Here is a 26,058-nt window from a genome sequence, read left to right on the forward strand (position 1 = left end):
TGTGGTCATGCAGGGGGACGAGGACAGCCGGACCGCGATCAGACGCCGACGACGACTGGCGATCGTCCTGGTCGGAGCACTGGTGGCCGTCACGGTCTGTGCCGCCGTCGGGGTGAGCGGCTACCGGCTCGTGCACGAGCCGCTCCCGCTGACGACGAACGGCGGCGGCTTCTGCGGTTCGGCGGGCCCCACGCCGACGACGGACCCCGACCCGACGCGGTTGGCCGCACGGTTCATCGTCCGGAACCACAGCGATTCCGCCGTGCACGTCGACCGCCTCCGTGTCAGCGGAGCGACCGGGCTCCGAGACACCGAGCTGACGGCCTCGGTCCTCCGGCACGCGCCCCGCCCGGACAGCCACCTGGACAACACGCTCGGCGACACCGTCGCGAGCCTCCACGACGGGCGGCCCTTCACCGCACCTCGGGACCTGTCCGTGCCGGCGCACGGCGCGCTCGTCGTCATCGCGGACCTCCACCGCCGGGACGACGACGTCTCCGGAGCGTTCACCGGCGTCCGGGTCGACTGGACCGGCATGCTCGGCACGGCGCACTCCACGGTGGTCGAGGAACGGATCGGCGCCCTCGCGCCCGACGACGAGGACGGCTGCTTCCCCCTGACGCCCACGAGCTAAACCGCGTCACTCCGCCTCGGTCGCGAGCCCCTCGACCACCGTCACGCCGGGCATCGCGGCCAGGGTCGCCCCCGGCAGGAACAGCTTCGCGCCCCGTCGTCCTGCCCCGATGACGACCTCGGGCGCACGGAGCACGCGGGCGTCGATGTACACCGGCCAGTCCGACGGCAGCCCGATCGGCGTGATGCCGCCGTACTCCATGCCGGTGAGCGCGACCGCGTCCTCCATCGGGGCGAAGCTCGCCTTCCGCACGTCGAGCAGCTGCTTGACGACGCGGTTCACGTCGAGCTTCGTGGACGCGAGCACCACGCACGCGGCGTACCGGACGTCCTCGCCACGCTTGCCCACGACGACGATGCAGTTCGCGCCGCCGGACAGCGGGTAGCCGTACGCCTCCGAGAACGCGGCGGTGTCCGCGAGGTCGGCGTCGATCGGCGCGCCCTGCACCGTCGAGAGCAGGTCGCTCGGCAGGGCGACGAGGGCCTCGGCGACGGGGATCGCGAGGAACCCGGTCGCGACGAGGGCGGGGACACGGTCGAGCGTCGGCATGCCCCGAGCCTAGGGAGGCTCGGACGCGAGGCCGGTCAGGCGGCCCGGAGTGCGCAGGGGGACCAGGATGGCCGCATGAGCGAGCTGCGACCGATCGACCTCGACCGCTGGCCCCGCCGCGAGCACTTCGAGCACTACCGCCGACGGGTGCCCTGCTCGTGGGAGATGACCGTCGAGCTCGACGTCACGGCCTTCGTCGACGCCGTCCGGCGCGCCGGTGTGCGGACGTACGCCTCGCAGATCTGGGCGATCGCCACGGTCGTGAACCGGCACGAGGAGTTCCGGATGCAGCTCCGGCAGGACGGGTCGCCCGGGGTCTGGGACGTCGTACACCCGATGTTCACGGTCTTCCACCCCGAGACCGAGACCTTCTCCGCCCTCGCCGTTCGGTACGACGACGACCCGCGACGCTTCCACGACGACGCCGTCACGACGATCGACCGGTACCAGGGCGACACCCGGATGTTCCCGCAGGACGACCGACCGACGAACGTGTTCGACGTGTCCACCATCCCCGGGTCGTCCTTCACCGGCTTCGCGCTGCACATCGCCGACCTCGGGGACCACCTGCTGCCGATCACGACCATCGGCCGGTACCGCACGGTCGGCGACCGGACGCTCATGCCGTTCGCGTTCCAGATCAACCACGCCGCGGCCGACGGGTTCCACGGCAGCCGGTTCACGACCGAGCTGCAGGCCCTGTTCGCCGACCCGTCCTGGGTGCGCTGACCGCCCGGCCCGGCACGTCCTGCGAGGGAGTACAACGGCCGCATGGTGAACGCGGTCGTCCACGTGGAGCTGATCGGACCTGACCCCGACCGGCTCCGTGCCTTCTACGCGGCACTCTTCGGCTGGGACTCCCCCGCCGGTGCCCCCGTTGCCGAGGCGGTCTCCGAGCCGTCCTCGTACTCCTTCCTCGACCCGGTCGACGGTGCCGGCCCGGTGGCGGGAGGCATCGGCGGAGGACCCGGCCACGCGGCCCACGCCCTCTTCTACGTCGGCGTCGACGACGCCGCCGCCGCACTGCGGCGCGTCGAGGAGCTCGGCGGCACCGTCGTCCTGCAGCCGCAGCGGAACGAGGGTGGCGGGGTGACGGTCGGTCACTTCCGCGATCCCGCGGGGAACCTCGTCGGGGTGGCCGGTCCGCGGTGACGGACGGGAGGCGCGGGGCGGCGCCGCACCGCGCCTCCAGACCGCGCCGTGCCGAGGCGACCGCCGCACCGGGCCGGCAACGCGCCTCCCGTCCGCCGCTGCGGATCCTGTACGCCGCCACCGCGCTCCGGGGGTGAACCCGCGACGCGCGTGTCCCGGTGCGAGGGCGGCCGACGCTGAGTTCGGGTCCGGGTCGGACGCCCTCGCGCTACGACGCCGTCGGGTTCGACGCATGGTCTGGACGAGGCCTACCCGGGTAACAGGGGGTCCGGGCATCCGCGGCTAGGGTCCGCGGAGTAGCGCAGGCGACGGTACGTCATCGCGGCGCGTCCGTTCCCAGCTGTGCACCTTCCGGACAGTCGGACCCGGGATCGGACGTACGCTCATCTCGTGCACCGGACCGTCCTCGTCATGGCCGAGTACGGCGTCGACGACTCGCCGCTGTGGGCTCGGGGCGGGTTCGAGGACGCCGGGCTCGTGGACGCCGGACGGCTCGGGTCGAGCGACGGACTCCGTGATCGGCTGCGCGCGTGGAACGACGTGTACGACGACCGGGCCGAGCCCGACTTCGCCTGGCCGTCCGATGCCGTGGCGGAACGGCACCGAGTGGAGGCCTTCGCGCTGGCCAGCGCCCTGCAGCTCGAGCTCGGCGACGACACCGTCGTGTGGTGCGGCGCGGGCGACGGCATCGACTGTTGGACGGAGTCGGGGCGGTGGGTCCTGCTCTCGGCCGACCGGCACGGGACGGACGTCGAACACCGGATCGACGGGCGGGCAGACGTCCGGACCGTCCTCGAGGCCGGGGGCCGCTCGCAGGCAGCCCGCGCCGTCGTCGCCTGGCGCGCGGTGACCGAGCGTGCCGGCGGAGGGGCCGGCGACGCTGCCGCGCGCGCGCTGGGGCTCCGGACTGCCGGCCTGCTGCAGGCGGACCTCGGGCTCGGCGCTCGGGTGCTGTTCCTCGGCGGTGCTCGCGGCTGAGCCGTCCGGGGTGCAGGGTGGGCGCATGGTCTCGGAACAGCACGCCCGCTCCTTCGGTGCCGCCGTCGACGCGTACGACCGCGGTCGGCCGGGTTACCCGCAGGCCGTCGCCGACGCCCTCGTGCCGGACGGCGCGAGGCTGGTGGTCGACGTCGGCGCGGGGACGGGCAAGTTCACGACGACGCTGACCGGGCGGGGTGCCGAGGTCGTCGCCGTCGAGCCGGACGCCGCGATGCGGGAGCGGCTCGCCCGCGCGGTCCCGGGCGTGCGGGCGCTCGACGGGACCGGCGAGGCGATGCCGCTGCCCGACGGGTCCGCCGACGTGGTCACCTTCGCGCAGTCATGGCACTGGGTCGACCCGGTCGCCGGAGCGGCGGAGGTCGCCCGGGTCCTCCGACCGGGTGGCGTGCTCGGGCTCGTGTGGAACGTCCGCGACGAGACCCTGGCCTGGGCCGCCCGGCTCGGCGAGGTCGTGAAGCGGCCGGAGTCGCTCGTGATGGACTACGGGCTCCCGCGGATCGGCGAGCCGTTCGACGAGGGCACCTACCAGCGCATCGCGTGGGTGCACGAGCAACGCCGTGAGGACCTGCTCGCGATGGTCGCCTCGCGGAGCTACGTCATCGTCCGACCCGAGGACGAGCAGCGCGCGGTCCTCCGCGACGTCGAGGACCTGCTGGACAGCGACCCGGACACGGCCGGCCGCGAGGTCGTCGCCGTGCCGTACGTCACGCACGTGCACCGGTACGTCCGTCCCTGAGCGACGTCCGCGCTACGGTGTGGGCATGCGTGCGACCGTGCGGGACGTGGCCGCCCTGGCCGGGGTGTCGCCGAAGACCGTCTCCAACGTCATCAACGGCGGGGTAGTCGTGCGCCCGGAGACCCGCGAGCGCGTCGAGCAGGCGCTGACGCAGCTCGACTACGTGCCGAACCTCTCCGCCCGCGGACTCCGGAACGGCCGGTCGGGCGCGATCGCACTGACGCTGCCGGAGATGGGGAGCGCCTACTCCGCGGAACTCGCGCAGTCGTTCGTGGAGCTCGCCCGTGAGCGCGGATGGGTGGTGCAGCTCGACCAGACCGGCAGCGACCCGGCGCAGGAGCGTGAACTCGTGTCGCGGGCCCGGGCACACCTGGTGGACGGCCTCGTGCTCAACCCGGTGTCGCTCAGCGCCAGCGTCCTCGCCTCGACGGAGGGGCTGCCGCCGACCGTCGTCATCGGCGAGGTCGAGCCGGAGCACGTCGACCAGGTGCACGTCGACAGTCGATCGGCGTCGGAGGAGGTCACCGCCCGGCTGCTCGCGCTCGGACACCGGCGGATCGCCGTCGTCGGAGCTGCCCGGGCCTCGGGCGCGACGGCGACGAGCGAGCTGCGCGAACGCGGACACCGTGCGGCGCTCGACGCCGCGGGCGTCCCCGCCGACCCGTCGCTGCGCGTGCCGCTGCCGGCGTGGACGACGAGCGCCGCGGCGACGGCGTTCGGCGCGTGGCTCGACGCGAACCCGCTGCCCGACGCGGTGTTCGCGTTCACGGACTCGATCGCGTTCGGGGTGCTGCACGTCCTCGCGGCGCGCGGCGTGCGGGTGCCGGAGCAGGTCAGCGTGATGGGGTTCGACGACGTCGACGGTGCGGCGTACGCGATCCCGGCGCTGAGCACCGTGTCGTTCGACCGGCGGGCGTTCGCGGCGGCGGCGCTCGACCTGCTGACGGCGAGGATCGCGGACCGGGAGGTCCCGCCGCGCACGGTCGTGATCCCGCACCGGATCGTGGAGCGGGCGAGCACGGCGCCGCGCGGCTGAGCCGCGGCGGGCGCCGGGCGCCGGGCGCGGCCGCCGCGACCTCACGCGCTCAGCGACACCTCACGGCCGCCTCGCGGCGTGGACTGTCGCTGAGGCCGTGAAGTCGATTGCTGCCCGTCCGCCGCCTGCGCGTCGGGCCGCACCCGCGCCTCCAGGCCCGCCACCGGCGTACGCTCCGCCGCATGACCGCCTCCGACCCGTCGATGCCGACGCTCACCGCGACCGTCCTGCAGTCCCCCGACGTCCCGGCCCTCGCCCGGTTCTACGGCGCGCTCACGGGCTGGACGGTGCACGAGGACGACCCCACGTGGCACCGGGTGCGCCCCGACGAGGGTCCCGGCCTGTCGGTGCAGTACGAACCGGCGTACGTCGCGCCGACGTGGCCGGGCACGACCGAGGCCCCCGGGATGCAACTGCACCTCGACTTCCAGGTCGAGGACCTGCCCGCGGCGGTCGCCCGCGCCGAGTCCCTCGGGGCACGACAGGCCGAGTACCAGCCGCAGGACGACGTCCGGGTGCTGCTCGACCCGGACGGGCACCCGTTCTGCCTGTTCCTGCCCGGTGCCTGAGCGCAACCGCGCCTGAGCGCAGCCGCCCGCGTCACGCCTCCGGGTCCGCCGCCGCCAGCACCGCCGCCCGTGTCCGCGCGTCCGCGAGGATTCGGAAGTGCCCTCCCACCGGCAGCCGCACGTTCGTGGCCCCGACGAGCGCACTCCCCTCCGGGATGAGCGTGTCGAACACCCCGAAGACCGAGGTGATCCGCGTGTTCACGTCGAGCTCCCGCGCGAGTGCGGACAGCACCGGGTCCGCCGCCCTGAACGCCCGGAGGTGCCGCACCGGTGCGAGCCGCGCGTAGCCCGACCCGCCGAACGGCGTCGACACCGCGACCATCCGGTCGATCCGTCCGTGGTCGTCGAGCCGCGTCATCGCGTACTTCCCGATGAGCCCCCCCTTGCTGTGCGCCACGAGCAGGACGTTGCGCAGGTCGTGCTCCTCGAGGTACCCGAGCACCTCGCGTGCGGCGTCCGGCACCGGCCGCAGGTTGTGCCGGAGGACCGGCAGCACGTGCACCGGGTGGCCGCGGTCGTGCAGCGCGTCCATCAGCGGCCGCATGAAGTGCCAGGTCTCGTAGACGCCGGGGATCACCACGACGGCCTGCCGGTCGCCGCTCCGGTAGTCGTCCGCCGTGGTCGGCCCGAGGCTGCGGACCTGCCAGACGACGGCGTACCACCAGTCGAGGGTGGCCCACCATCCGCGCCGGGCCAGCGAGACCCGGTCTGGAGGCGCGGCTCCCGTGGTCCGCGTCGGGTCGCCTCCCGACGTGGCCGGGTCGGTCGTCATCGGCTCGCCCGGTCGCCGGTGCGGGCGGTCTCCGAGACCAGCCGCGCGAAGTCGACGGGCTGCCGCTGCTGCACGTGGTGCGGGCCGGGCAGCTCGACGAGACGTCCGCGTCGGGCGAGGGCCGCGAGCCGCGCCGACCAGTCGTGCCGGGCGATCGGGTCCTGCGTCCCGCGGAGGACGAGCACGGGCTGTCCGAGCTCCGCCACGGTGTCCTCGATGGGGTGCTCGATCATCGGGCGGAGTTCGTGCCGGTACTGCCGCATGCCCCGGAGGTAGTCGACGACCAGCACGCCGTTCATCCGCGGTGACTCCACGAAGCCGTCGCGCCCGAGGGCGAACGCCTGCAGCAGCGCAGACCGGCGCGTGTCCTCGATCACCGGGCCGATGAGCACGACGGCGCGGACGACCCCGGGGTGCAGGCGGGCCGCCTCGGCGACGACCTGCGTCCCCATCGACTGCCCGACGAGCACGAGGTCACCGGCGCCGCGCGCCCGGACGGCACGGACGACGAGGTCCCCGAGCTGCGCCATCGTCAGCTGTCGCCCCGCTGGCGGGAGGCCGCCGAAGCCCGGCAGGTCGACGCTCACCGTCCGGTGCGTGGCGGCGAGCAGCGGCTGCGACCGGTCGAACGACCGGTGGGACATGCCGATGCCGTGCACGAGGACGACGGTCGGGGCCGCGGAGCCGCGGAGCAGTCCGGCCGGCGCGGTGGTGTGCAACCGCACGGGGAGGCCGTCGATGTGGACTGTCTCGACCCTGGCGCGCACGGATCGAACCTACGCGGACGGCCTGCGCGCGCGGCTCAGCGTTCCGTCAGGGCCGTCATCGACTCCTCTTGGTGAGTCGGTGTGCACTGCTGCCATGAGCGACGACACCCCCACCAGCCCGGCTCCCGGCACCGCCACCTCCCCGTACCCGGCGGCTCCCGCGGGCTGGGGTGCCGCGCCGGCCGCCGACACGGGCACGCCCACGGCTCCCGGCGCCGCACCGTACTCGACCACCGTCCCGCAGTGGACCGGTGGCACGACCGGCACGACCTGGTACGGCGCATCCGCCGCTCCGGCTCGACGCGGCGGTCCACGGCCGCCGTGGTTCTGGCCGGTGATCGCCGTGGCGGTCGGACTGGCGGCGCTCCTCGCCGGTGGCGGGGTCGGCTTCGCGGTGGGACACGCGATCGGCGGCCACACGGCCACGACCACCCAGGTGCCGGGGACGAACGGCGGGACGAACCAGTTCCCCGGCGGTGGTGGCGGGTTCCCGGGGACCAGCGACTCGGGGAGCGGCGGATCGGGGACCAGCGGCTCGGGGGCCGGCGGCTCGGGGGCCAGCAGCGACGGCACGGGCACCTCCGGCACCTGACCCCTCGACCCGGGGTCGCAGCCGCCCTATGCTCCGAGCATGCGCAAGGTCACCTCGGGACTCTTCACCTCCGTCGACGGCGTCGTGCAGGACCCGTACAACTACCAGTACGACTCCTTCGACGCCGAGCTCGGCACCGCGATGGGCGCCTGGATGGACCGGACGGACACGGTCCTGCTCGGCCGGAACAGCTACACCGAGTGGGCCGAGTGGTGGCCCGCGCACCTCGACGACCCCTTCGGACAGTGGATCAACCCGATCGAGAAGCACGTGGCCTCGACCACGCTCGGCGACGACCTGGCGTGGGAGAACAGCACCCGCATCACCGGCGACGTGCCCGACTTCGTGCGGGAGCTCAAGCAGTCCGAGGGGAAGGACATCGCGGTCTGCGGCAGCATCACCCTCGTCCGCAGCCTGCTCTTCGCCGGGGTGCTCGACGAACTCCAGCTGATGATCCACCCCGCGATCGCCGGCAGCGGCCGGAAGCTCTTCGAGCCGACCGACCCGCCGACGCGCCTGCGCCTGGTCGACAGCACCGTGACGAGCAAGGGCAACGTGCTGAACACCTACGGGCGGTTCGACGGCTGAGCACGCGACGGCGGCGCGGCCAGCACTGCACGGTGGACCGAGAGGCACCTGAGCGCGCGTACCCTCGGGGGTGACCGTTCCACCCTCCAGCACTCCGGAGTCAGCATGCCCGAGGACACCCGCCCGCACGTCGTCATCGTCGGCGGTGGATTCGCCGGGGTCGCCGCCATGCGCGAGCTGGCCGATGCACCGGTCCGGGTGACGCTCGTCGACCGCCACGTCTACAACATGTTCCAGCCGCTCATGTACCAGGTGGCGACGGGTGGCCTGAACGCCGGCGACGTGACGTACTTCCTGCGGAGCCTCCGCGCCAAGCAGTCGAACGCCGAGTTCCGCCACGGCCTGCTCACCGGCATCGACACCGAGCAGCGCATCGCCGAGATGTCCGACGGCGAGCACCTGCACTACGACTGGCTGATCCTGGCGAACGGCGTGAACACGAGCTACTTCGGCACGCCCGGGGCGTACGAGTACGCCTACTCGATGTACTCCCGTTCCCAGGCCCTCCGCATCCGTGACGAGCTGTTCACCCGGCTCGAACAGGCCGCGGCGAAGCAGGGACCCGACGAGATCAAGATCGTCATCGTCGGCGGCGGCGCGACCGGCGTCGAGATGGCGGGCGCCCTCGCCGAGCTCCGCGACCAGGCTCTCGTCGGCGCCTACCCGGAGATCGAGCGCGGCAACATCTCGATCACCCTCGTGCACCGCAGCGGCGAGCTCCTCAAGCCGTTCGCCCCGCGCCTGCGCCGGTACGCCGCGAAGATCCTGCGGAAGCGCGGTGTCGTGCTCCGTCTGAACACGGGCGTCGCCGAGGTGAAGCCCGACGGCGTCGTGACCGCTGACGGCGAGTTCATCCCCGCGTCGCAGGTCATCTGGGCCACCGGCGTCGCCGCGCACAAGGAGGTCTCGGGGTGGGGTTTGCCGCAGACCCACGGCGGCCGTATCCAGGTGAACGACGACCTGAGCGTGAAGGGCGTCGAGCGCATCTGGTCGGCGGGTGACATCGCCGCGCAGGACGACGCCCTCGCGCAGCTCGCCCAGCCCGCACTGCAGGGCGGACGGCACGCGGCGCGCCAGATCGTCCGGCGCCTCGAGGGCAAGCCGACCGAGCACCTGAAGTACTTCGACAAGGGCACGATGGCGACGATCGGCACGAACGCCGCGGTCGCCCAGCTCCGCGGCGGGATCACCATGGTCGGCCCGCTCGCGTGGGTGGCGTGGGTCGCGGTGCACATCGCGTCGCTGCTCGGCAACGGCAACCGGCTGTCGACGCTGTCGCACTTCTTCGTCCGCTACATGTGGTTCATGCGGAAGCGCTCGATCCCGATCGTCGGCGACGTCCGCCCGGTGCGCCCGAACGGCGACCGCGAGCCGGAGCCCTGGCAGATGCAGAAGGCCGAGTAGCCCCACCCACCGGACGGGAGGCGCGGTGCCAGCCGGCACCGCGCCTCCCGTCCGTCGCGGTGTCGGCCCACTGCGGTCCGCACCTGCGTTCCGGAACGGTGGCGCGCTACCCGCGCACGCCCGCGTACGCCCCCGCGGCGATGTCCTCGAGCAGCCCGGGGCCGGTCGGCTCCCACCCGAGCAGCTCGCGCGTCGCGTCGGCCGTGGCCGCCATCTCCATGCCGAAGAAGTGCCCGATGAAGCCGAAGTGCTCGTCGGCGTCGGCGGGGTCGATCGACGTCGTCGGAAGGCCGAGGGACTCCCCGATCGCCTCGGCGATCCGACGCGTCTCGATGCCCGTCTCGGCGACGGCGTGCAGGCGGGTGCCGACCGGGGCCTGCTCCAGCCCGAGCCGCACGAGTCGGGCGGCGTCCACCACGTGCACGGCCGACCAGTGGTTCGTGCCCTCCCCGATCCAGCCGGCGACGCCGCGCTCCCGGGCCACGGCGACGAGCGCCGCGACGAACCCGTGGTCGCCCGTGCCGTGGGTGGTGGGGCTGAAGCGGGCGGCGACAGCCCGGACGCCCTGCTCGACGAAGTCGAACGCCCGGTTCTCGCTGCCGCCGCGGGCGCTCGCGATGCCGACGAACGGCGACGGGTCCTGCTCGGTCGCGGGCCGGTCGGGGGCGAGCCCGGCGACGCCCGACGCGACGACGAGCGGTCGGTCGGTGCCGACGAGGGCGCCGGCGAGGGTCTCGACGGCGGTGCGCTCGGTCGCGCTCGTGCCGGCGGCGTCCGCCCAGTCGTGCTTGTTGGCGAGGTGCAGGACCCCGTCTGCTCCGTCCGCCCCGCGACGGAGGGCGTCGAGGTCGTCGAGGTCGCCGCGCAGGACCGCGGCGCCCTTCGCGACGAGGGCCTCGGCGGAGGCGTCGGAGCGGGCGAGGCCGGTGACGGTGTGTCCTGCGGCGAGGAGGTCGTCGACGGTGTGGGACCCGATCCACCCGGAGGCGCCGGTGACGAAGACGTGCATGGTCGTTCCTTCCACGGATGCCCACGACTCGATGTCATGAACTGACATCACGCTACCACTCGATGTCAGTTGCTGTCATCAGTAGACTGCGGGGATGGTCCGTTGGCAACCGGGAACGCGCGAGCGCCTGCAGGCGACGGCACTGCAGCTCTTCGCCGACCGGGGGTTCGACGCCACGACCGTCGCGGAGATCGCCGCCGCGGCAGCGGTCACCGAGCGCACCTTCTTCCGGCACTTCGCGGACAAGCGCGAGGTGCTCTTCGCCGGGCAGGACGACTTCCTCGGCATGTTCACCGGCCCGATCGAGGCCGCACCCGCCGACACCCCGCCGTTCGACCTCGTCCGGCTCGCGCTCGACGCCGCCGCCGGGTTCTTCCCCGAGGAACGTCGCGCCTGGTCGCGGGACCGGCAGCGGGTCATCGACGCGAACCCGGCCCTCGGCGAACGGGAACTCGCGAAGCTGGCGACCCTCGCGACCCGGCTCGGCGACGTCCTGCGCGCCCGCGGTGTGGCCGAACCCGGGGCGACGATCGCCGCGCAGACGGCGGGGACGGTGTTCCACCTGTCGTTCGCGCAGTGGATCGCGGACGACGAGGACCGGTCCTTAACCGAGATCGCGGACGAGCGGCTCGATGCCCTGACGAGGATGGTGCACCCCGGTCGTTGAGCGTCCTCTTACCCGAGGGGAGCATCCTGTAACGATCCGGTCACGACCGCTCGCGCGCGGATCGTGGCACCGACCCGATCTCGCAGGAGGCGTCCGTGGCCATCACCACGACCACCCCGGCGCGGACCAAGTCCTCCCCCGCCCCGGCCCGGCCCGACGAGCAGCGCGCCCGGAACGACGAGCAGCGCGCCCGGCCCGCCGAGCAGCGCGCCGTGCCCGCCGGCCGCCAGACCCCACCGCCGCCGCTGACGCACCGGGCCCCGGCGCTCGACGGTCTCCGGACCGTGGCGATCCTCGCCGTCATCCTCTACCACCTGCACGTGCCGCAGTTCGAGGGCGGCTTCATCGGCGTCACGGTGTTCTTCGTGCTCTCCGGCTTCCTCATCACCACGCTGTTGCTCGGTGAGCGCCGGAAGACCGGCCGGGTACGCCTCGGCGCGTTCTGGACCAAGCGCCTGCTGCGCCTCTACCCCGCGCTCCTCGCGCTCGTGGTCGTCGGCCTCGCGCTCTGGAACTGGGTCGGCGACTACAAGGGCGCCTCGTTCTCCCCCGGCGAGGCGGCCTTCATCGCGCTGACCTACACCGGGAACCTCTTCCGGTCGTTCTGGGACACCACGCAGGGTGTCTTCGCGCACACCTGGAGCCTGTCGATGGAGGAGCAGTTCTACCTCGTCTGGCCGCCGGTCCTCGTGCTGCTCGTCGCGATCCGGGCCCGTCGCCGCTGGTTGCTCGCCGGCCTCGGCGTGGTCGTCGTCGGTGCCGCGACGGTCTCGTGGGCGAGCTACCGCACGCCGAACGCGGGAGCGACGCCGGACGTGTACTTCTCCCCCGTCCTCGGCCTCGTGCCGCTCGCCACGGGGTGCCTGCTCGCGCTGCTCCTCGACGACGAGCGGGTGCGCGAGCGCGTCGCCGGCGTCCTCGGCCACGTGGCGACCTGGGTCGGTCTCGTCCTGCTCGTCGCCGTGATGCTGTCCATCGACAGCGACTGGGGCCAGCACGCGTGGACCTTCGGCGTCCTGCTGCCGGTCACCGGGCTCGTCTCGGCGCTGCTCATCGGCGGGCTCGTGTCCGTCCGCTCCCCGCTGTCCGCTGCGCTCGCCTGGACGCCGGTGTCGTGGTTCGGCCGTCGCGCCTCGTACTCGGCGTACCTCTGGCACCCGCTCGTGATCGCCCTGCTCGGCACCTTCGCCGTCGGGGCGTGGGGCAAGGTCTGGCTGGTCGGCGTCGCTCTCCTGGTGGCCGTCGGCGCCGCCTACGCCGTCGAGGTGCCGGTGGAACGGGCACGGGTACGGTGGCGGGAGGCCCGCTCGATACGAGCCGCAGACCGTTCCGCACGCGAGACGGCGGACGCGACCGCCTGAGGCGGCGACCCGTGCACGGTGGGCGTGACCACCTGACGGACGGGAGGCGCGGTGCCGGACGTGCACCGCGCCTCCCGTCCGTCCCGGTGCCGGTCCGCAGGCCGCCCACCCGGCTGGGCGGCCTGCGGACCGGCGTCCGTAGGCTCGGACCGTGCATCCGGAACGTGTCGATGTCCTGGTCGTCGGCGGCGGCCCGGTCGGCCTCTTCGCGGCCGCCCTCCTCGCCGCTCGCGGCGTCGACGTCCGGGTGTGGGAGCGGCGCACCGACCCGCCCACCGGCTCACGCGCCATCGGCATCCACCCGCCGTCGCTCGACGCCTTCGCCGCGATCGGCCTGGACACCGCGGTGCTGGCCGAGGCGACGCTCGTCCGGACCGGCGTCGCCCGGAGTGGCGGGCGTGTGCTCGGCGCACTGTCGTTCGACCGCGCCTCGCGGACACACCCGTACGTCGCGACGCTCGACCAGCACCGCACGGAGACCCTGCTGCGCGAGCGGCTGCCCGACGGGGCACTCCGGACCGGGACCACCCTCGCCGGGCTGACCCGCGGAGCGGCGTCCGTCGTCGCGCACGGCACCGGGACGGACGGCACCACCGTCTCGGTCGAGGCGTCGTTCGTCGTCGGCGCGGACGGCAGCCGGAGCGTCGTGCGGGACCTGCTCGGCATCGGCACGACCGGACGCGAGTACGCCGACCGCTACGTCATGGGCGACTTCGCCGACCCCGAACACCCGGACGCCCGGTCGACGGCGCTCGTGGACGTCGGGCGGGGCGGGGTCGTCGAGTCGTTCCCGCTCCCCCACGGCCGCCGTCGCTACGTCGCGCTCGTGCCCGACGAGGCCGGCGCTGACGGCGCTGCCGACGACCTGCCCGCGCGTCTCGCCGCCCTCGTCGCCGAGCGGACCGGTGCCGCTCCGGACCCGGCGACCTGCTCGATGACGAGCGGCTTCCGCGTCCGGCGGCGCAGCGCGGACCGGGTCGGTGTCGGCCGGGTCGTCCTCGTCGGCGACGCGGCGCACGAGATCAGTCCGATCGGCGGACAGGGCATGAACCTCGGGTGGCTCGACGTCGCCGAGCTCGTGCCGCTCCTCGCTGCGGCCGTGACCTCCGGCGCGGCAGGGCCGTGGCCGGCCTACGCACGGCGGCGGCAGGCGGCGGCACGACGGGCCGCTCGGCAGGCGGAGGCGAACATGGCGCTGGGCCGCCGCACCGGCGGGGTGGGGATGGTCGGACGGGAGGCGCTGCTCCGGACGCTCCTGTCCCTGCCGACGGCGCACGGGCTGGCACGGCTCTACGCGATGCGCTGGTCCTGACGGCTCGCGGGCGTGCGGGCTCGGTCGCGCAGTCGCTCGCCCGTGTGTGCGCGGGCGCGGGCGCGGGCGCGGGCGCGTCAGGCGACCAGGCGGGCCCCCGCGAGCCCGAGCTCGACGACGAGCACGAGCGACGACGCGATGACCAGCCGGAACAGCGTCCGCGAGGCCCGCCCGGCGAACACCAGTCGCACCCCGACCACGGCGAGCACCACCACCACGACGGTCCCGACGACCGCGAGCACCACCCCGGCGCCGCGCACCGGGTCGTCGCCGAGCACCTGCCCGCCGAGCACCAGGAACGCCGCGACGACGAGCGCCCCGAACGCCGTCGTGCCCGCGCCGCGCAGTCCGAGCCGGTGCGGGAAGCCCCGGACGCCGGTCGCCGCGTCGTCGACGAGGTCGGGCAGCACGTTCGTGCAGTGGATCGCGACGCCGAACACCGCACCGGTCGCGACCGCCCACCACGCCGGCAGTGCTCCCCCGCCCGACGCGACGGCCACCACCGGCAGCAGCCCGAACGCCACCACGAACGGGGCGACCGACCAGACCGAGCGCTTGAGCCCGGCGTCGTAGACCCACCCCGCCGCGACCAGCACCACGTGCGCGACCGCGGCCACCGGCCCGAGCAGCACCGAGAGGACGACCGCGACGCCGGCCGTGGCGAACGCCGCAGTCCGGACCGTCGCGACCGCGATGAGTCCGCGTGCGACGGGTTTGTCGCTCCGGCCCACCGCACGGTCGCGGTCGGCGTCGATCCAGTCGTTCGCGAGCCCGATCGACAGCTGCCCCGCGACCACGGCGAGCGCCACCAGCACCACCAGCCACCACGGGTGCCCGACGGCGGCGGCGATGACGGCCGCGAGCACCGTGACCGTGATCGTGGGACCGGGGTGCGACGAGGCGAAGAGCAGGCGGAGGGTGGCGGGCCTGCGGGTGTCGGTCACCTGGTCAGCGTACGGAGCGGCACCTGCGCGAGGGGGCCGACTGCGGCGTCACACCCGCGGAAGTGCCTCTCACACAAGTCAAAGCGCCCAGCCAGCTTGTGCGAACCCCTAGTAGCATGGGGGGTCAGGCTTGATGAACATGGAGCTTCTGTGACAGTCCTCGATCAATTCCTTGAACTGCCTGCCTTCCGGCGCGCTCTCTCCTCGCTTGCGGAGGAGCTTCGTAGAACGGACCCGGCGACTCTCAGAGCCAGGCTCTCAGTGGAGCGGGTGCCAGAGGATGTCAATCCCGACGCTGTCGAGGGACAGAAGTTCATCGAGGCTGCGCGCGCCTTAGCGACATTGGCTGACGTAGCGCGCCGCGAAGAACTCGACGACATCGTCAGCGACCTTGCGCCGCACCTCACGGGTATTGATCCGCAGAAGATTCGCGCGCTCCTTGACGAAGAACCGGAGGAGCGCGAGCGCGCTCAAGGGAGACGCCTCCGCGATTCCATAAACCCGATCCTGACGACTACGAAGTACGCCGTCGATCTGCGACTCGTGAAGCCCAACGACGAGGCGCAGTTGGCACCCGTTGTGATCGCCCGGTTCGCGTTCGACGAACCGATCGCCGGGTCCGACTCGATCGTTTTCCAAATGTCGGCAGCAACCCTACCGGTCCTCATCAACGAGCTTCAGGAGCTTCAGGAGCAAATATCCGGACTTCGGGAGCAACTTCCCAAGCTGCGCATCGCACCCTGGGCCGGGATCGACTAATGGATGGCGCGTCGATCGCCGCGCTCGTGACGGCCGGCCTCACCCTCCTTGCCGGTTTCTTCAATTGGTTAGCGTCACGCAACACTAAGAGCTTGAACGAGACAAACCGCACGAATGCAGAGACAACGAGGCAACTAGCCGACTCCGTCGGGTCAACTCTCAAAGCTCAACAACGCACTATCCGCGATCTGATCGCTCGACTGTGAGGCACCGCTCATGAACGACGTCATCCCAACACTCCTTGTGGTCGGGTCGGCCGCGCTGGCTGCGCTCAGTGGTTTGAACTTCGCCCGCGCCCGCAGGTCAGCCAGCGAGTCACTCGTAGCGGGCCGAGAAGCGCACGCCGCCCTAGAGAGTCTTGTTCGTACTGTCGGCGCAGCGGATCAGGCCAATCTACTTGCCGAGCATGCGACGAGGAGCGACGCTGTGGCGATGGACGCGAAGGCGAAGGGTGCGCAAAGCAATCGGACCCACTCGCTGCCGAAACATGCGCCAGTTGCAGCGATCTTGAACATCTCCTGGATGCCCGGCAACCTCCAGACCGTCAACTCGAAGGCTCAGCGAAACAAAGGCCTCGAGCTGACCGGCTTCACACTGCCAACCACGACTAGATTCCCGATTTCAGCCGAACTAGAACGCGATCTCCGCGAGTGGTCGCTCCGCGAGTCGGCTCTGGTGTGATATCCCGCAGCGCGAATCGCCATTAAAGTCGTCAGCTGAGTCGAGATGGCGGACTCGTACTTGGATGACTGTCTCGGCTTCGCCGAATGGTGCAGCACAGGCAATTTCGCGACGAGACTCGTCAAGATCTACTGAGCCAACTCCCGCCTGACGAATGATCTCAGGCGGAGTCAATCAATATCCCGCGCAAGTTTGTCTGAATTGCGACAGAAGGGCTGAATTGCGACAATCCATCGACTCCGCGACCGACGTCGTCACCGGCATCCGCTTCCCCGAGGGCAACCGCTGGCACGACGGCCGGCTCTGGTACTCCGACATGCACACCGGCGAGGTCTTCTCGATCGACCCGTCCGCCACTGACGGCCCTCGACTCGAGGCGACGGTCGACGGGCAGTCCTCCGGGCTCGGCTGGCTGCCGGACGGCCGCCTCGTGATCAGCGCGATGGAGTCCCGCACGCTCGTGGCGGTGCGCCCCGACGGCACGACCGAGGTCTTCGCCGACCTGGCCGCGACCGAGCCCTCGCTCCTCAACGACCTCGTCGTCGACCCCGACACCGGGCGCACCTACGTCGGGGCGTTCGGTTACGACCTGTACGGCGGCGAGGAGCTGCGCCCCGGCCCGCTCTACGTCGTCGAGACGGACGGCAGCGCCCGGCTCGCGGCCGACGGACTCGTCTTCCCGAACAGCGCGAACGTCCTGCCCGGCACCCGGACCCTGGTCGTGAGCGAGACCTGGGGCGGGAAGCTGACCGCCTTCGACATCGAGCCCGACGGCTCGCTCACCGGTCGTCGGACATGGGCGGAGCTGCCGGAGGGCGTCACACCGGACGGCAGCACCGTGGACGCCGAGGGCGCGATCTGGGTCTGCTCGGTCGACACCGGTGCGTTCCTCCGGGTGGTCGAGGGCGGCGAGGTCACCGACCGCGTCGACGCCCCCGGGCTCTGCGCGATCGACTGCGCGCTCGGCGGGCCGGACGGCCGGACGCTCTACCTCGCGACCGCCGACAGCTACGACCCGGGCACCACGGCGACGACGCGGCGAGGGCGCCTCAGCGCGGTCCGGGTCACCGTCCCAGGGGTCTGACACCGGAGCGGGTCCGACCGCCGTCCCGGGACATCCTGGGCCGCGGCTCCGACACGCGGGCCTACGGTCCGACGGGCGCCGACGCCCCGTCGTCGCGGACGGAGCGACCATGACGACGAGCGGCACCACCAGCGGTACGAGCACCCCGCCGGGTCGACGGGCCTTCCTGCGCCGGATGACCTTCGCGTGCGCGTGGGGCGAGGGCCTCGACGGGTTCGACCTCGGCCTGATCAGCGTCGTGCTGCCCTCACTCACGATCGCGCTCGGACTCGACCCGGTCCTCGCGGGCCTGATCGGTGCCAGCTCGCTCATCGGCATCTTCGTCGGCGCCCCGCTCGCCGGCTGGCTGACCGACCGCTTCGGCCGGAAGCGCGTCTTCACGATCGACGTGCTGGCCTTCATCGTGCTCGGCTTCGCGCAGGCCTTCGTGGCGGACGGGTGGCAGCTCTTCGTCGTGCGGGTGCTCCTCGGCATCGCGATCGGTGCGGAGTACGCGATCGGTGCCGCGATGCTCGCCGAGTTCGCCCCCTCGAAGGACCGCGGCCGACGGCTGTCCGGGCTCCTGGTCTGCTGGTACGGCGGGTACCTCGTGGCGGTCGTCACGGCGTACGCGATGATCGACTGGGCGGGGATCAGCTGGCGGTGGGTCCTGGTGGTGAGCGGGGTCCCCGCGATCGTCACCGCCATCGCGCGCATCGGCTTCCCGGAGTCGCCTCGATGGCTGCTCTCCCGCGGCCGCACGGAGGAGGCGCGGGCGATCGTCGCCGAGCACCTCGGCGGCGACGCCTACTTCCGCGAGGAGCAGTACGCGGCCGAGGAGCAGCGCAGCGGCGGCTACCGCGTCCTGTTCTCGAAGGAGAACCGCCAACGCCTGGCCTTCATCTCGCTCTTCTGGGCGTGCAACGTGGCGCCGTACTTCGCGATCTTCACCTTCGCGCCGACGGTCCTGAAGTCGCTGCAGCTGCACGACGAGGCGACCGGCACGATCATCGTCAACGCGATGGCGGCGATCGGCGCCCTCGTGGGCATGCTCACCATCGAGCGGGTCGGCCGCCGTCGGCAGCTCATCCCGCCGTTCTGGATCATGGCCGTCGCCCTGGCCGTCGTCGGGTTCTGGGGATCGGCGCCGGGCGTCGTCGTCGTGCTGTGCTTCGCGGTCTTCTCGTTCATGAACGCCGCGCAGGGCAACCTGACCGCGGTCTACCCGATCGAGGTGCTGCCGACCGAGGTCCGCTCGACCGGCGTCGGTCTCGCGGCGGCGTGCAGCCGGGTCGGTGCGGCGGCGGGGACGTTCCTGCTGCCGGTCGGCATCGACACCATCGGGATCGGACCGTGCATGCTCGTCGCCGCGGCGATCTGCGTCGTCGGCGCCGTCCTGTCGCAGGTCATGGCGCCGGAGACGACGGGGAAGGGTCTGCACGACACGAGCACGCAGCCGTTGCGGGAGCAGGCGAAGGTGCCCGCCGCGCACTGAGCATGCCGGACGCGAGCGCGATCCCGAGCAGCACGACCAGCCCACCGACCGGCTCGTTCCACCGCAGCGGCTCCCCGAGCACCAGGACGCCGAGCGCGACCCCGACGACGGGTGTCAGGTAGGTGACGGTGGAGGCGCGGCCGGCGCCCCAGGCGCCGACGAGCCGCGTGTTCCAGGCGTAGGCCAGCCCCGTGCCCACCGCACCGAGCGCGACCATCGCGGCCACGATCCTCCAGTCCAGGCGCACCGGACCCGTCGCGACCACCGGGGCGACCAGCAGCATGAGCAGAGCCGCCAGGGTGAGCTGCACGGTCGCGACCGTCGTCGGGTCCTGACCACTGCCGACGCCGAACCGCCGGAGCCACGCGAGTCCGATGCCGTACGAGGCGGTCATGCCGAGGAGCGCGAGCTGCCCGGGGACGGTCGCGAGGACGGCCGGGTCGCCGACGAGGTCCCACGGTCCGACCAGCACGAGCACGCCGACGACCCCGAGCACGATCCCGCCGAGCTGTCGACGGCTGAGGCGTTCGGACGGCACGAGGACCGCGAGGGCGAGCAGCGTCATGATCGGGGTCGTCGCGTTGTAGATGCTCGCCAGGCCGGACGGCACGGTCTGCTCGGCCCATGCCATGAGCGACGACGGCACGGCGTTGAGGAACACGGCGACGACGAACAGGTGGCCCCAGACCCGCCGGTCCCGCGGCCAGCGCCGTCGGGTGGCGAGCAGCACGACGACGAGCGTCAGCGCCCCGAGGACGGTCCGGACCGTGGCGACCTGCTGCGGTGCGAGGCCGTCGAGCCCGATCTTCGCGAAGAAGAAGCTCGAACCCCAGGTGAGGGCGACGAGGAGGTAGAGGACGACGTTCACGAGGGCTAGCATCGACCACACCCGGACATGTGTCGAACGCATGGGGTTCATGGCGACATGAGGAGGACGCATGGCCGTCTCGATCCCGCAGCTGCGCGCGTTCGCCGCGGCCATCGACTCCGGGTCCTTCACCGGCGCGGCCACGTCGCTCGGCATCGGCCAGTCCGCCGTCTCACACGCCGTCGCCGGGCTGGAGCGCGAACTCGGCGGCCCCGTCCTCACCCGCGGCGCGGCCGTCGGGCCCACGCCGCTCGGGGACCGCATGCTGGCCCACGCCCGCAGCGTGCTCGCCTCCGTCGACGCACTGGAGGCCGTGGTGAGGCCCGCCACGGACCGCGGCACCGTGCGCCTCGCCGCCGTCCCCACGGTGTGCCAGGGCCTGCTCCCCCGCCTCCGCGAGGTGTGGGCCGTCACCCTGCCGGACGTCGACGTCCAGGTCTACGAGGGCGACGACGACGAGATGGCGGAGTGGCTGGAGGGCGGCACCGTCGATGCCGCCGTGCTCGTCGACCCGTCCCCCGTCCCGACCGGCGCTGTCGTCGTCGCGGAGGACGAGATGGCCGCGGTCGTGCGCCGTGACCACCCGCTCGCCGACCTGCCCGCGCTGACGCTCGACGACCTGCACGAGGACGGCCTCGTCGCGGGCGGCGGCGGCTGCGAACACCAGATCGAGCGCCTGCACGAGCTGGCCGGACAGCCCTACCGCTACGCGCACCGGGTGCGGGAGATGAGCACCATGTTCGGCATGATCCAGCGCGGTGAGGGGGTGTCGATCGTGCCGACGCTCGGCCGCGGGATGCTGCCGCCCGAGCTCGTCATGGTGCCGATGGCGACCCGGCTGCCGCGGACGCTGGTGTTGAGCGGCCCGGCGTCGCGGCCGTGGCACCCCCTGGCCCAGGCCCTCGTCGACGCGGTCTGACGCTTCTCCGACCTTCGGCCGATCCGCTCGGCACACGTCCGCTCCTACGCTCGACGCATGACGACGTCCACGCTCCGCCCACCCGTCCCCGTGGCGCGCCGCATGTGGTCGGAGACGTGGCGGATCGTGGTCGTCGCGCTCGTGGGGCTGTTCCTGATCGCGACGGTCTGGTCGACGACCGACACGGGCTCGATGAGCGACGCCCGCCTCGGCGCCCACCTGCTCGTCGACGTCGTCGTCGGCGTCCTCGCGCTCGTGCTCGTCCCCTTCCGGCACCGGGCACCGCTGCTCGTCGCCGTGCTCGTGATCGCCGGCAGCACCGTCTCGACGCTCGGAGCCGGAGCGGCCGCCCTGGCGCTCGTGTCCCTGTCCACCCGACGTCGGCCGGTCGAGGTCACGATCGGCAGCGCCGCGTTCGTGCTGTCGTCGCTGGTGAGCGAGGGCACGTACTCCGTGGACGACACGACGCCGCTGTGGCAGGTCGCGGTCGCCGCCGTCGTCGGCACCGCCCTGCTCGTCGCGATCGGCGTCGGCATCGGGCAGCGGCGGGCCCTGCTCGACGGCCTCCGCGAGCGCGCGGCCCTGCTCGAACGCGACCAGCAGCTCCGCGAGGACCGTGCCCGTGAGCAGGAGCGCGCACACCTCGCCCGCGAGATGCACGACGTCCTCGGGCACCGGCTCTCCCTCGTCGCACTGCACGCCGGCGCGCTCGAGTACCGCGGCCGCTCGCTCTCCCCCGACGAGACCGTCGAGGCGGCCGGGGTGGTCCGCGCCGAGGCGCACGCCGCGCTCACCGAGCTCCGTGACGTGCTCGGTGTCCTGCGCGACCCCACCGACACCACCACAGGCACGGCCCCGCCCCAGCCGACGCTGCGCGACCTGCCCGCACTGCTCGACGAGGCCCGCGTGTCCGGGTCGGCGATCGACCCGGTCGTGGACGACCGCATCGCGACCGTGCCGGACGCCGTCGGTCGCCACGCCTACCGCGTCGTGCAGGAGGCACTGACGAACGCCCGGCGTCACGCGCCCGGACGCCCGGTGGACCTCCGCCTCGTGGTCGTCGCCGGCCCCGCGCTGCACGTCCGGGTGGTGAACCCGGTCGACGGGGCAGCCGTCACGACGACTGCGGCACTGGGCGAGCGGGACCCCGGTGGACACGGTCTCCGTGGGCTCGCCGAGCGCGCCCGCCTGGTCGGTGGCACCTTCCACGCCGGGCCCGACGGCACCGAGCGGGACCGCTTCGTGGTGGAGGCGGTGCTGCCGTGGACCGCGTGACCACCCCGGTGCGCGTCGTCCTCGTCGACGACGACCACCTCGTCCGCGCCGGACTCCGGCTCCTGCTCAGCGGCGACGACGACATCGAGGTCGTGGGTGAGGCCGGCGACGGGCTCGCCGCCGAGGCCGTCATCGCCGACACCGTGCCCGACGTGGTGCTCATGGACATCCGGATGCCGCGCTGCGACGGGCTCGTCGCCACCGAACGCGAACTCCGGCGCCGCCCGGACCTCGCGCTGCTCGTGCTGACCACCTTCCAGGACGACGACCTCGTGCTCGGCGCCCTGCAGCGCGGGGCGCGGGGCTTCCTGCTCAAGGACACTCCACCGCGAGAGCTCGTCGACGCCGTCCGCGCCGTGGCCGAGGGACGGTCGATCCTGTCGCCGAGCGTGCTCGACCGGGTGATCGCGTTCGCCGCCGGCTCCGGCTCCACCGTGGGCTCGGGCTCCGGTGCCGTCTCGGGCTCCGGGACGACCGCGGGTGCCGCTCGGCACGACTCCGCCGAGCGCCGACTGCTCGGCTCGCTCACCGACCGGGAGCGCGAGGTCGCCCTCGCCGTCGCGAGCGGCGCCTCGAACGCGCAGATCGCCGCCGAGCTGTTCGTCAGCCTCGCGACCGTGAAGACCCACGTCGGGCACGTCTACGAGAAGTTCGGGGTCGAGAACCGCGTCCAGGTCGCCCTCGTCGTGCACGCGGCGACCCGCTGAACCACGTCCGACCCGCCCTCGGCAGGATGGACGCATGGCCGCGACGCACGTGAAGACCTTCACCGACCCGGACGAGGCGACCGCCGAGGCAGCCGGGCTGGAGTGGCTCGCCGAGGCCGAGGACACCGGCGGCACCCGTGTCGCCCGCGTGCTCGGCCACCCCGAGCCGACCGTCCTGCACCTCGAGCGCATCACCGACGGATCGCCGTCCCGGGAGCAGGCCGAGCGCTTCGGCCGGTCGCTGGCGCACACGCATGCAGCCGGCGCACCGCACTGGGGCGCGCCCTCCCCCGGCTTCCCGACGAGCGCCGGCCTCCGGATGGGTCGGTCGCGGACGCCCTTCACCGCCGCGGCCGACGCCCCACCGACGTGGGGTGCGTTCTTCGCCGAGTACCGCATCCGGGACTTCGTGCAGCGGATCACCGACCGGGGTGGGTTCGACGCCGACGAGGCTGCCGTGTTCGACCGCGTGGCCGAGCGCCTGGAGGACGGCACGCTCGGCTCGCCGCAGCCCCGGCTCGTGGGCGACGGACCGGCGCGACTGCACGGGGACCTCTGGGCGGGGAACGTGCTCTGGCCGACCGACGCCGCCTCGGCGGGGACCGGGGCGGTGCTCATCGACGCGACGGCGCACGGTGGGCACGCGGAGACCGACCTGGCGCTCCTCGGGCTGTTCGGGCTGCCGCGGCTCGAGACCGTGCTCGCCGCGTACGACGCCGAGTCCCCGCTCGCCGACGGCTGGGAGGAGCGTGTCGAGCTGCACCAGCTGGCGCCGCTGCTCCTGCACGTGTACCTGTTCGGCGGCTCGTACACGGGGGCCGCCCTCCGCGCTGCCCGCCGGTACGCCTGACCGGCGCTCTGCCGGTACTCCTGACCGCCGCTCGCGCTCTTAGGGAGCGCCAAGGCGACGCATCGGAAGGCCCGACGCACGCGGACCATCGTCGTCGACATGACCACGTACCCGACCCCTGTGACCGAGCACCCCGGCCGCGCACACCCCGGCGGGAGCACCGCCGCGCGGGATCGGCGGCGCGCGCCCCTCGCACGCCTGTTCCTCGGCGAGCGCGACGACGCCCGCTGGCTGCGGCCGGCCTTCTGGGCGCTGCTCACGCTGACCGCCGTCGTCTACCTGTGGGACCTCAGCGTCTCCGGGTACGCGAACACCTTCTACGCGGCCGCCGTGCAGGCCGGCACGAAGTCGTGGGAGGCGTTCTTCTTCGGCTCGCTCGACTCGTCGAACTTCATCACGGTCGACAAGCCCCCGGCGTCGCTCTGGGTGATGGTGCTCTCGGCGCGACTGCTCGGCTTCTCGTCGTTCAGCCTGCTGCTCCCCCAGGCGCTGATGGCGGTGGCCTCGGTCGCGCTCGTGTGGGGCACCGTGCGTCGTACCCTCGCGCGCCTCGGCACCACGACCGCGAACGTCGGTGCACTGCTGGCCGGGTTCGTCGTCGCGGCCACCCCGGCCGCCGCGCTGATGTTCCGGTTCGACAACCCGGACGCACTGCTCGTCCTGCTCATGACCGCGGGCGCGTACTGCACCGTCCGGGCGCTCCCGAAGGGCAGCTGGCGGTGGATCGCCCTCGCCGGCGTCGCCCTCGGCTTCGCGTTCCTGACGAAGATGCTGCAGGGCCTGCTCGTCCTGCCGGCGTTCGGCCTCGTGTACCTGTTCGCCGCCCGCACAACGTGGGGGAAGCGCGCGATCGGCCTCGGCATCGCCGCGGTCTCGCTCGTCGTCGCCGCCGGCTGGTGGGTCGTCGCCGTGGCGCTCTGGCCCGCGGAGTCCCGCCCGTACATCGGCGGCTCGACCGACAACACGGTCCTCGACCTGGTGTTCGGCTACAACGGCCTCGGCCGGATCTTCGGCGGATCGGGCAACGGCGGCGGTGGCGGCGGGGGCATGGGCGGCGGCACCGCGGGCTCGTCGTTCGGCGGCTCGACCGGGCTGGACCGCCTGTTCTCGTCCGAGATGGGCCTCGAGATCTCCTGGCTCCTGCCCGCGGCGCTCGTCGCCCTCGTCCTCGGCCTGGTGGTCGTCGGCCGTCGGCACCTCGCCGACCCCGCCCGCGCCGGCCTGGTGCTGTGGGGCGGCTGGCTGCTCGTGACCGGTCTCGTCTTCTCGTACATGTCCGGCACGATCCACCCGTACTACACGGTGGCGCTCGCCCCGGCGATCGCCGGCCTGGTCGGCACGGGCGGTGCCCTGCTCTGGCACACCCGCGAGCGTGTCACCGGTCGCCTCGGCCTCGCCGCGATGATCGCGGTGACGGCGTTCTGGGGCTGGTGCCTGCTGAACGAGGACCCGACCTGGCTGCCGTGGCTGCGCTGGGTGATGCTGGCCGGCGGGCTGCTGTCCGCCGCGGCGATCGTGGTCGGCAACGTGCCCACCCTCAGGAAGGCGGTCACGGTCGGCGTCCTCGTCGGCACCCTGTTCGGGCTCACCGGCACGACGGCCTACGCCCTCGCCACCACGACCGTCGCGCACTCCGGCTCGATCCCGAGCGTCGGTCCGGCGGGCAGCGGCTCCGGCGGGGCGGGCGGCTTCCCCGGTGGCGGCGGACAGCCGGGAGGCGCGGCAGGCCCCGGCGGATCGGCCGACGGTTCCGAGGACGGCGGGGCTCAGGACGGCGGGTTCGGGGGCACGGACGGCACCCAGCACGGCGGTACCGAGGACGGGCAGCAGGGTCCGGGCAGCGGCGGCCAGCCGCCGAGCGGCTCCGCACCGGAGGGCACGACCGGTGAGATGCCTGCGATGCCCGACGGCACGACCTCCGAGGGCGGGACCGGCTCGACCGGGAGCGGCACCGACTCGACCTCCGAGCGCGGCATGGGCGGCATGGGCGGCGCGACCACCTCGTCCGCGCTGACGAAGTTGCTCGCCGCCTCGGACGCGAAGTGGTCCGCCGCGGTGAACGGCTCGCAGTCCGCCGCACAGCTCGAACTCGACACCGACACCGCCGTGATGGCGATCGGCGGCTGGTCGAGCGACCCGGCACCGACGCTCGCCGAGTTCAAGGCCTGGGTCGCTGCCGGCGACATCGGGTACTACCTCTCCTCGGGCTCCGGCGGCGGCATGCGCGGCGGGTCCTCCACCGCGAGTGCCATCCAGGAGTGGGTCGCGGCGAACTACGAGGCGACGACCGTCGGCGGCCAGACCGTCTACGACCTGAGCGCGTCGAAGTGACCGACGACGAGGACACGGC

At 73.0% G+C, this 26,058-nt stretch carries 28 protein-coding genes; 22 read left to right on the forward strand and 6 right to left on the reverse strand.

Features of this window, described 5'->3' with window-relative positions:
- The first annotated feature begins 7 nt into the window (after positions 1–7).
- Positions 8–634, forward strand: coding sequence for a hypothetical protein (locus tag ACY3FI_RS13035; protein WP_462547984.1), 627 nt, complete (start codon positions 8–10; stop codon positions 632–634).
- A gap of 6 nt (positions 635–640) precedes the next feature.
- Here the strand turns inward: ACY3FI_RS13035 and ACY3FI_RS13040 are convergent, their stop codons facing one another.
- Positions 641–1,183, reverse strand: a complete 543-nt coding sequence (locus ACY3FI_RS13040) for a YbaK/EbsC family protein (protein WP_462547986.1) — start codon at positions 1,181–1,183, stop codon at positions 641–643.
- 75 nt (positions 1,184–1,258) lie between these two features.
- Between ACY3FI_RS13040 and ACY3FI_RS13045 the strand changes: the two genes are divergently transcribed.
- From ACY3FI_RS13045 to ACY3FI_RS13070, 6 genes are all read left to right on the forward strand, one after another.
- A complete protein-coding gene (locus ACY3FI_RS13045) occupies positions 1,259–1,912 on the forward strand; it encodes a CatA-like O-acetyltransferase (protein ID WP_462547987.1) in 654 nt (217 codons plus the stop codon).
- 42 nt (positions 1,913–1,954) lie between these two features.
- Complete coding sequence (locus ACY3FI_RS13050; RefSeq protein WP_462547988.1) at positions 1,955–2,335, forward strand: VOC family protein; 381 nt, start codon at positions 1,955–1,957, stop codon at positions 2,333–2,335.
- A gap of 390 nt (positions 2,336–2,725) precedes the next feature.
- Complete coding sequence (locus ACY3FI_RS13055) at positions 2,726–3,313, forward strand: immunity protein CdiI family protein (protein WP_462547989.1); 588 nt, start codon at positions 2,726–2,728, stop codon at positions 3,311–3,313.
- 25 nt (positions 3,314–3,338) lie between these two features.
- The gene (locus ACY3FI_RS13060; RefSeq protein WP_462547990.1) at positions 3,339–4,070 is read left to right on the forward strand and encodes a class I SAM-dependent methyltransferase; all 732 of its coding nucleotides are present in this window, start codon (positions 3,339–3,341) and stop codon (positions 4,068–4,070) included.
- 25 nt (positions 4,071–4,095) lie between these two features.
- The gene (locus tag ACY3FI_RS13065; RefSeq protein WP_462547991.1) at positions 4,096–5,106 is read left to right on the forward strand and encodes a LacI family DNA-binding transcriptional regulator; all 1,011 of its coding nucleotides are present in this window, start codon (positions 4,096–4,098) and stop codon (positions 5,104–5,106) included.
- Between the two features lie 182 nt (positions 5,107–5,288).
- On the forward strand, positions 5,289–5,675 hold the full coding sequence (locus ACY3FI_RS13070; protein ID WP_462547992.1) for a VOC family protein: 387 nt from the start codon (positions 5,289–5,291) through the stop codon (positions 5,673–5,675).
- A gap of 31 nt (positions 5,676–5,706) precedes the next feature.
- Here ACY3FI_RS13070 and ACY3FI_RS13075 read toward each other — a convergent pair whose 3' ends face one another.
- Positions 5,707–6,447: an esterase/lipase family protein gene (locus ACY3FI_RS13075; RefSeq protein WP_462547993.1), complete on the reverse strand. Its 741-nt coding sequence runs from the start codon at positions 6,445–6,447 to the stop codon at positions 5,707–5,709.
- Positions 6,444–7,214 carry an alpha/beta fold hydrolase gene (locus ACY3FI_RS13080; RefSeq protein WP_462547994.1) on the reverse strand — a complete coding sequence of 257 codons (771 nt, stop codon included), beginning with the start codon at positions 7,212–7,214 and terminating at the stop codon, positions 6,444–6,446. The genes ACY3FI_RS13075 and ACY3FI_RS13080 overlap by 4 nt, the downstream gene beginning before the upstream one ends.
- Before the next feature lie 94 nt (positions 7,215–7,308).
- Between ACY3FI_RS13080 and ACY3FI_RS13085 the strand changes: the two genes are divergently transcribed.
- From ACY3FI_RS13085 to ACY3FI_RS13095, 3 genes are all read left to right on the forward strand, one after another.
- Positions 7,309–7,806 carry a hypothetical protein gene (locus ACY3FI_RS13085; protein WP_462547995.1) on the forward strand — a complete coding sequence of 166 codons (498 nt, stop codon included), beginning with the start codon at positions 7,309–7,311 and terminating at the stop codon, positions 7,804–7,806.
- 39 nt (positions 7,807–7,845) lie between these two features.
- Positions 7,846–8,394, forward strand: a complete 549-nt coding sequence (locus tag ACY3FI_RS13090; protein ID WP_462547996.1) for a dihydrofolate reductase family protein — start codon at positions 7,846–7,848, stop codon at positions 8,392–8,394.
- Positions 8,395–8,499: 105 nt separating this feature from the next.
- Positions 8,500–9,798 carry an NAD(P)/FAD-dependent oxidoreductase gene (locus tag ACY3FI_RS13095; RefSeq protein ID WP_462547997.1) on the forward strand — a complete coding sequence of 433 codons (1,299 nt, stop codon included), beginning with the start codon at positions 8,500–8,502 and terminating at the stop codon, positions 9,796–9,798.
- A 106-nt stretch (positions 9,799–9,904) separates the two neighbouring features.
- On the opposite strand, the gene ACY3FI_RS13100 is transcribed toward ACY3FI_RS13095, so the two are convergent.
- Positions 9,905–10,807: an SDR family oxidoreductase gene (locus tag ACY3FI_RS13100; protein WP_462547998.1), complete on the reverse strand. Its 903-nt coding sequence runs from the start codon at positions 10,805–10,807 to the stop codon at positions 9,905–9,907.
- Between the two features lie 94 nt (positions 10,808–10,901).
- On the opposite strand from ACY3FI_RS13100, the gene ACY3FI_RS13105 reads away from it, so the two are divergent.
- The 3 genes from ACY3FI_RS13105 to ACY3FI_RS13115 all read left to right on the forward strand — a co-directional run bounded on the left by ACY3FI_RS13105 (position 10,902) and on the right by ACY3FI_RS13115 (position 14,147).
- Complete coding sequence (locus ACY3FI_RS13105) at positions 10,902–11,474, forward strand: TetR family transcriptional regulator (RefSeq protein WP_462547999.1); 573 nt, start codon at positions 10,902–10,904, stop codon at positions 11,472–11,474.
- A gap of 95 nt (positions 11,475–11,569) precedes the next feature.
- Positions 11,570–12,835: an acyltransferase family protein gene (locus ACY3FI_RS13110; RefSeq protein ID WP_462548000.1), complete on the forward strand. Its 1,266-nt coding sequence runs from the start codon at positions 11,570–11,572 to the stop codon at positions 12,833–12,835.
- Positions 12,836–12,986: 151 nt separating this feature from the next.
- Positions 12,987–14,147, forward strand: a complete 1,161-nt coding sequence (locus ACY3FI_RS13115; protein ID WP_462548001.1) for an FAD-dependent oxidoreductase — start codon at positions 12,987–12,989, stop codon at positions 14,145–14,147.
- Positions 14,148–14,224: 77 nt separating this feature from the next.
- Here ACY3FI_RS13115 and ACY3FI_RS13120 read toward each other — a convergent pair whose 3' ends face one another.
- Positions 14,225–15,091: a UbiA family prenyltransferase gene (locus ACY3FI_RS13120; RefSeq protein WP_462548002.1), complete on the reverse strand. Its 867-nt coding sequence runs from the start codon at positions 15,089–15,091 to the stop codon at positions 14,225–14,227.
- Positions 15,092–15,241: 150 nt separating this feature from the next.
- On the opposite strand from ACY3FI_RS13120, the gene ACY3FI_RS13125 reads away from it, so the two are divergent.
- The 4 genes from ACY3FI_RS13125 to ACY3FI_RS13140 all read left to right on the forward strand — a co-directional run bounded on the left by ACY3FI_RS13125 (position 15,242) and on the right by ACY3FI_RS13140 (position 19,089).
- Positions 15,242–15,850 (forward strand): hypothetical protein, encoded by a 609-nt coding sequence (locus ACY3FI_RS13125; protein ID WP_462548003.1) that lies wholly within the window; start codon positions 15,242–15,244, stop codon positions 15,848–15,850.
- Between the two features lie 216 nt (positions 15,851–16,066).
- On the forward strand, positions 16,067–16,531 hold the full coding sequence (locus tag ACY3FI_RS13130; protein ID WP_462548004.1) for a hypothetical protein: 465 nt from the start codon (positions 16,067–16,069) through the stop codon (positions 16,529–16,531).
- 220 nt (positions 16,532–16,751) lie between these two features.
- A complete protein-coding gene (locus ACY3FI_RS13135; RefSeq protein WP_462548005.1) occupies positions 16,752–17,615 on the forward strand; it encodes an SMP-30/gluconolactonase/LRE family protein in 864 nt (287 codons plus the stop codon).
- A 109-nt stretch (positions 17,616–17,724) separates the two neighbouring features.
- Positions 17,725–19,089, forward strand: a complete 1,365-nt coding sequence (locus ACY3FI_RS13140; RefSeq protein WP_462548006.1) for an MFS transporter — start codon at positions 17,725–17,727, stop codon at positions 19,087–19,089.
- Here ACY3FI_RS13140 and ACY3FI_RS13145 read toward each other — a convergent pair.
- The gene (locus ACY3FI_RS13145) at positions 19,001–19,957 is read right to left on the reverse strand and encodes a DMT family transporter (RefSeq protein ID WP_462548007.1); all 957 of its coding nucleotides are present in this window, start codon (positions 19,955–19,957) and stop codon (positions 19,001–19,003) included. The two genes, ACY3FI_RS13140 and ACY3FI_RS13145, sit on opposite strands and share 89 nt — an antisense overlap.
- 70 nt (positions 19,958–20,027) lie before the next feature.
- On the opposite strand from ACY3FI_RS13145, the gene ACY3FI_RS13150 reads away from it, so the two are divergent.
- From ACY3FI_RS13150 to ACY3FI_RS13170, 5 genes are all read left to right on the forward strand, one after another.
- The gene (locus ACY3FI_RS13150; RefSeq protein WP_462548008.1) at positions 20,028–20,876 is read left to right on the forward strand and encodes a LysR family transcriptional regulator; all 849 of its coding nucleotides are present in this window, start codon (positions 20,028–20,030) and stop codon (positions 20,874–20,876) included.
- 57 nt (positions 20,877–20,933) lie between these two features.
- Positions 20,934–22,151 (forward strand): sensor histidine kinase, encoded by a 1,218-nt coding sequence (locus ACY3FI_RS13155; RefSeq protein WP_462548009.1) that lies wholly within the window; start codon positions 20,934–20,936, stop codon positions 22,149–22,151.
- Positions 22,139–22,858 (forward strand): response regulator transcription factor, encoded by a 720-nt coding sequence (locus tag ACY3FI_RS13160; protein ID WP_462548010.1) that lies wholly within the window; start codon positions 22,139–22,141, stop codon positions 22,856–22,858. The genes ACY3FI_RS13155 and ACY3FI_RS13160 overlap by 13 nt, the downstream gene beginning before the upstream one ends.
- A gap of 34 nt (positions 22,859–22,892) precedes the next feature.
- Complete coding sequence (locus ACY3FI_RS13165) at positions 22,893–23,708, forward strand: fructosamine kinase family protein (protein ID WP_462548011.1); 816 nt, start codon at positions 22,893–22,895, stop codon at positions 23,706–23,708.
- A 99-nt stretch (positions 23,709–23,807) separates the two neighbouring features.
- Positions 23,808–26,039 (forward strand): ArnT family glycosyltransferase, encoded by a 2,232-nt coding sequence (locus ACY3FI_RS13170; protein ID WP_462548012.1) that lies wholly within the window; start codon positions 23,808–23,810, stop codon positions 26,037–26,039.
- Positions 26,040–26,058: the final 19 nt, after the last annotated feature.

It is taken from the genome of Curtobacterium sp. RM9, assembly GCF_054956955.1.

Coding starts and splice junctions, on each gene's coding strand:
- ACY3FI_RS13040 (WP_462547986.1), bottom strand. CDS start 1,183: ATGCCGACGCTCGACCGTGTCCCCGCCCTCGTCGCGACCGGGTTCCTC.
- ACY3FI_RS13155 (WP_462548009.1), top strand. CDS start 20,934: ATGACGACGTCCACGCTCCGCCCACCCGTCCCCGTGGCGCGCCGCATG.
- ACY3FI_RS13070 (WP_462547992.1), top strand. CDS start 5,289: ATGACCGCCTCCGACCCGTCGATGCCGACGCTCACCGCGACCGTCCTG.
- ACY3FI_RS13045 (WP_462547987.1), top strand. CDS start 1,259: ATGAGCGAGCTGCGACCGATCGACCTCGACCGCTGGCCCCGCCGCGAG.
- ACY3FI_RS13095 (WP_462547997.1), top strand. CDS start 8,500: ATGCCCGAGGACACCCGCCCGCACGTCGTCATCGTCGGCGGTGGATTC.
- ACY3FI_RS13060 (WP_462547990.1), top strand. CDS start 3,339: ATGGTCTCGGAACAGCACGCCCGCTCCTTCGGTGCCGCCGTCGACGCG.
- ACY3FI_RS13065 (WP_462547991.1), top strand. CDS start 4,096: ATGCGTGCGACCGTGCGGGACGTGGCCGCCCTGGCCGGGGTGTCGCCG.
- ACY3FI_RS13170 (WP_462548012.1), top strand. CDS start 23,808: ATGACCACGTACCCGACCCCTGTGACCGAGCACCCCGGCCGCGCACAC.
- ACY3FI_RS13165 (WP_462548011.1), top strand. CDS start 22,893: ATGGCCGCGACGCACGTGAAGACCTTCACCGACCCGGACGAGGCGACC.
- ACY3FI_RS13100 (WP_462547998.1), bottom strand. CDS start 10,807: ATGCACGTCTTCGTCACCGGCGCCTCCGGGTGGATCGGGTCCCACACC.
- ACY3FI_RS13035 (WP_462547984.1), top strand. CDS start 8: ATGCAGGGGGACGAGGACAGCCGGACCGCGATCAGACGCCGACGACGA.
- ACY3FI_RS13075 (WP_462547993.1), bottom strand. CDS start 6,447: ATGACGACCGACCCGGCCACGTCGGGAGGCGACCCGACGCGGACCACG.
- ACY3FI_RS13140 (WP_462548006.1), top strand. CDS start 17,725: ATGACGACGAGCGGCACCACCAGCGGTACGAGCACCCCGCCGGGTCGA.
- ACY3FI_RS13130 (WP_462548004.1), top strand. CDS start 16,067: ATGAACGACGTCATCCCAACACTCCTTGTGGTCGGGTCGGCCGCGCTG.
- ACY3FI_RS13090 (WP_462547996.1), top strand. CDS start 7,846: ATGCGCAAGGTCACCTCGGGACTCTTCACCTCCGTCGACGGCGTCGTG.
- ACY3FI_RS13150 (WP_462548008.1), top strand. CDS start 20,028: ATGGCCGTCTCGATCCCGCAGCTGCGCGCGTTCGCCGCGGCCATCGAC.
- ACY3FI_RS13085 (WP_462547995.1), top strand. CDS start 7,309: ATGAGCGACGACACCCCCACCAGCCCGGCTCCCGGCACCGCCACCTCC.
- ACY3FI_RS13050 (WP_462547988.1), top strand. CDS start 1,955: ATGGTGAACGCGGTCGTCCACGTGGAGCTGATCGGACCTGACCCCGAC.
- ACY3FI_RS13105 (WP_462547999.1), top strand. CDS start 10,902: ATGGTCCGTTGGCAACCGGGAACGCGCGAGCGCCTGCAGGCGACGGCA.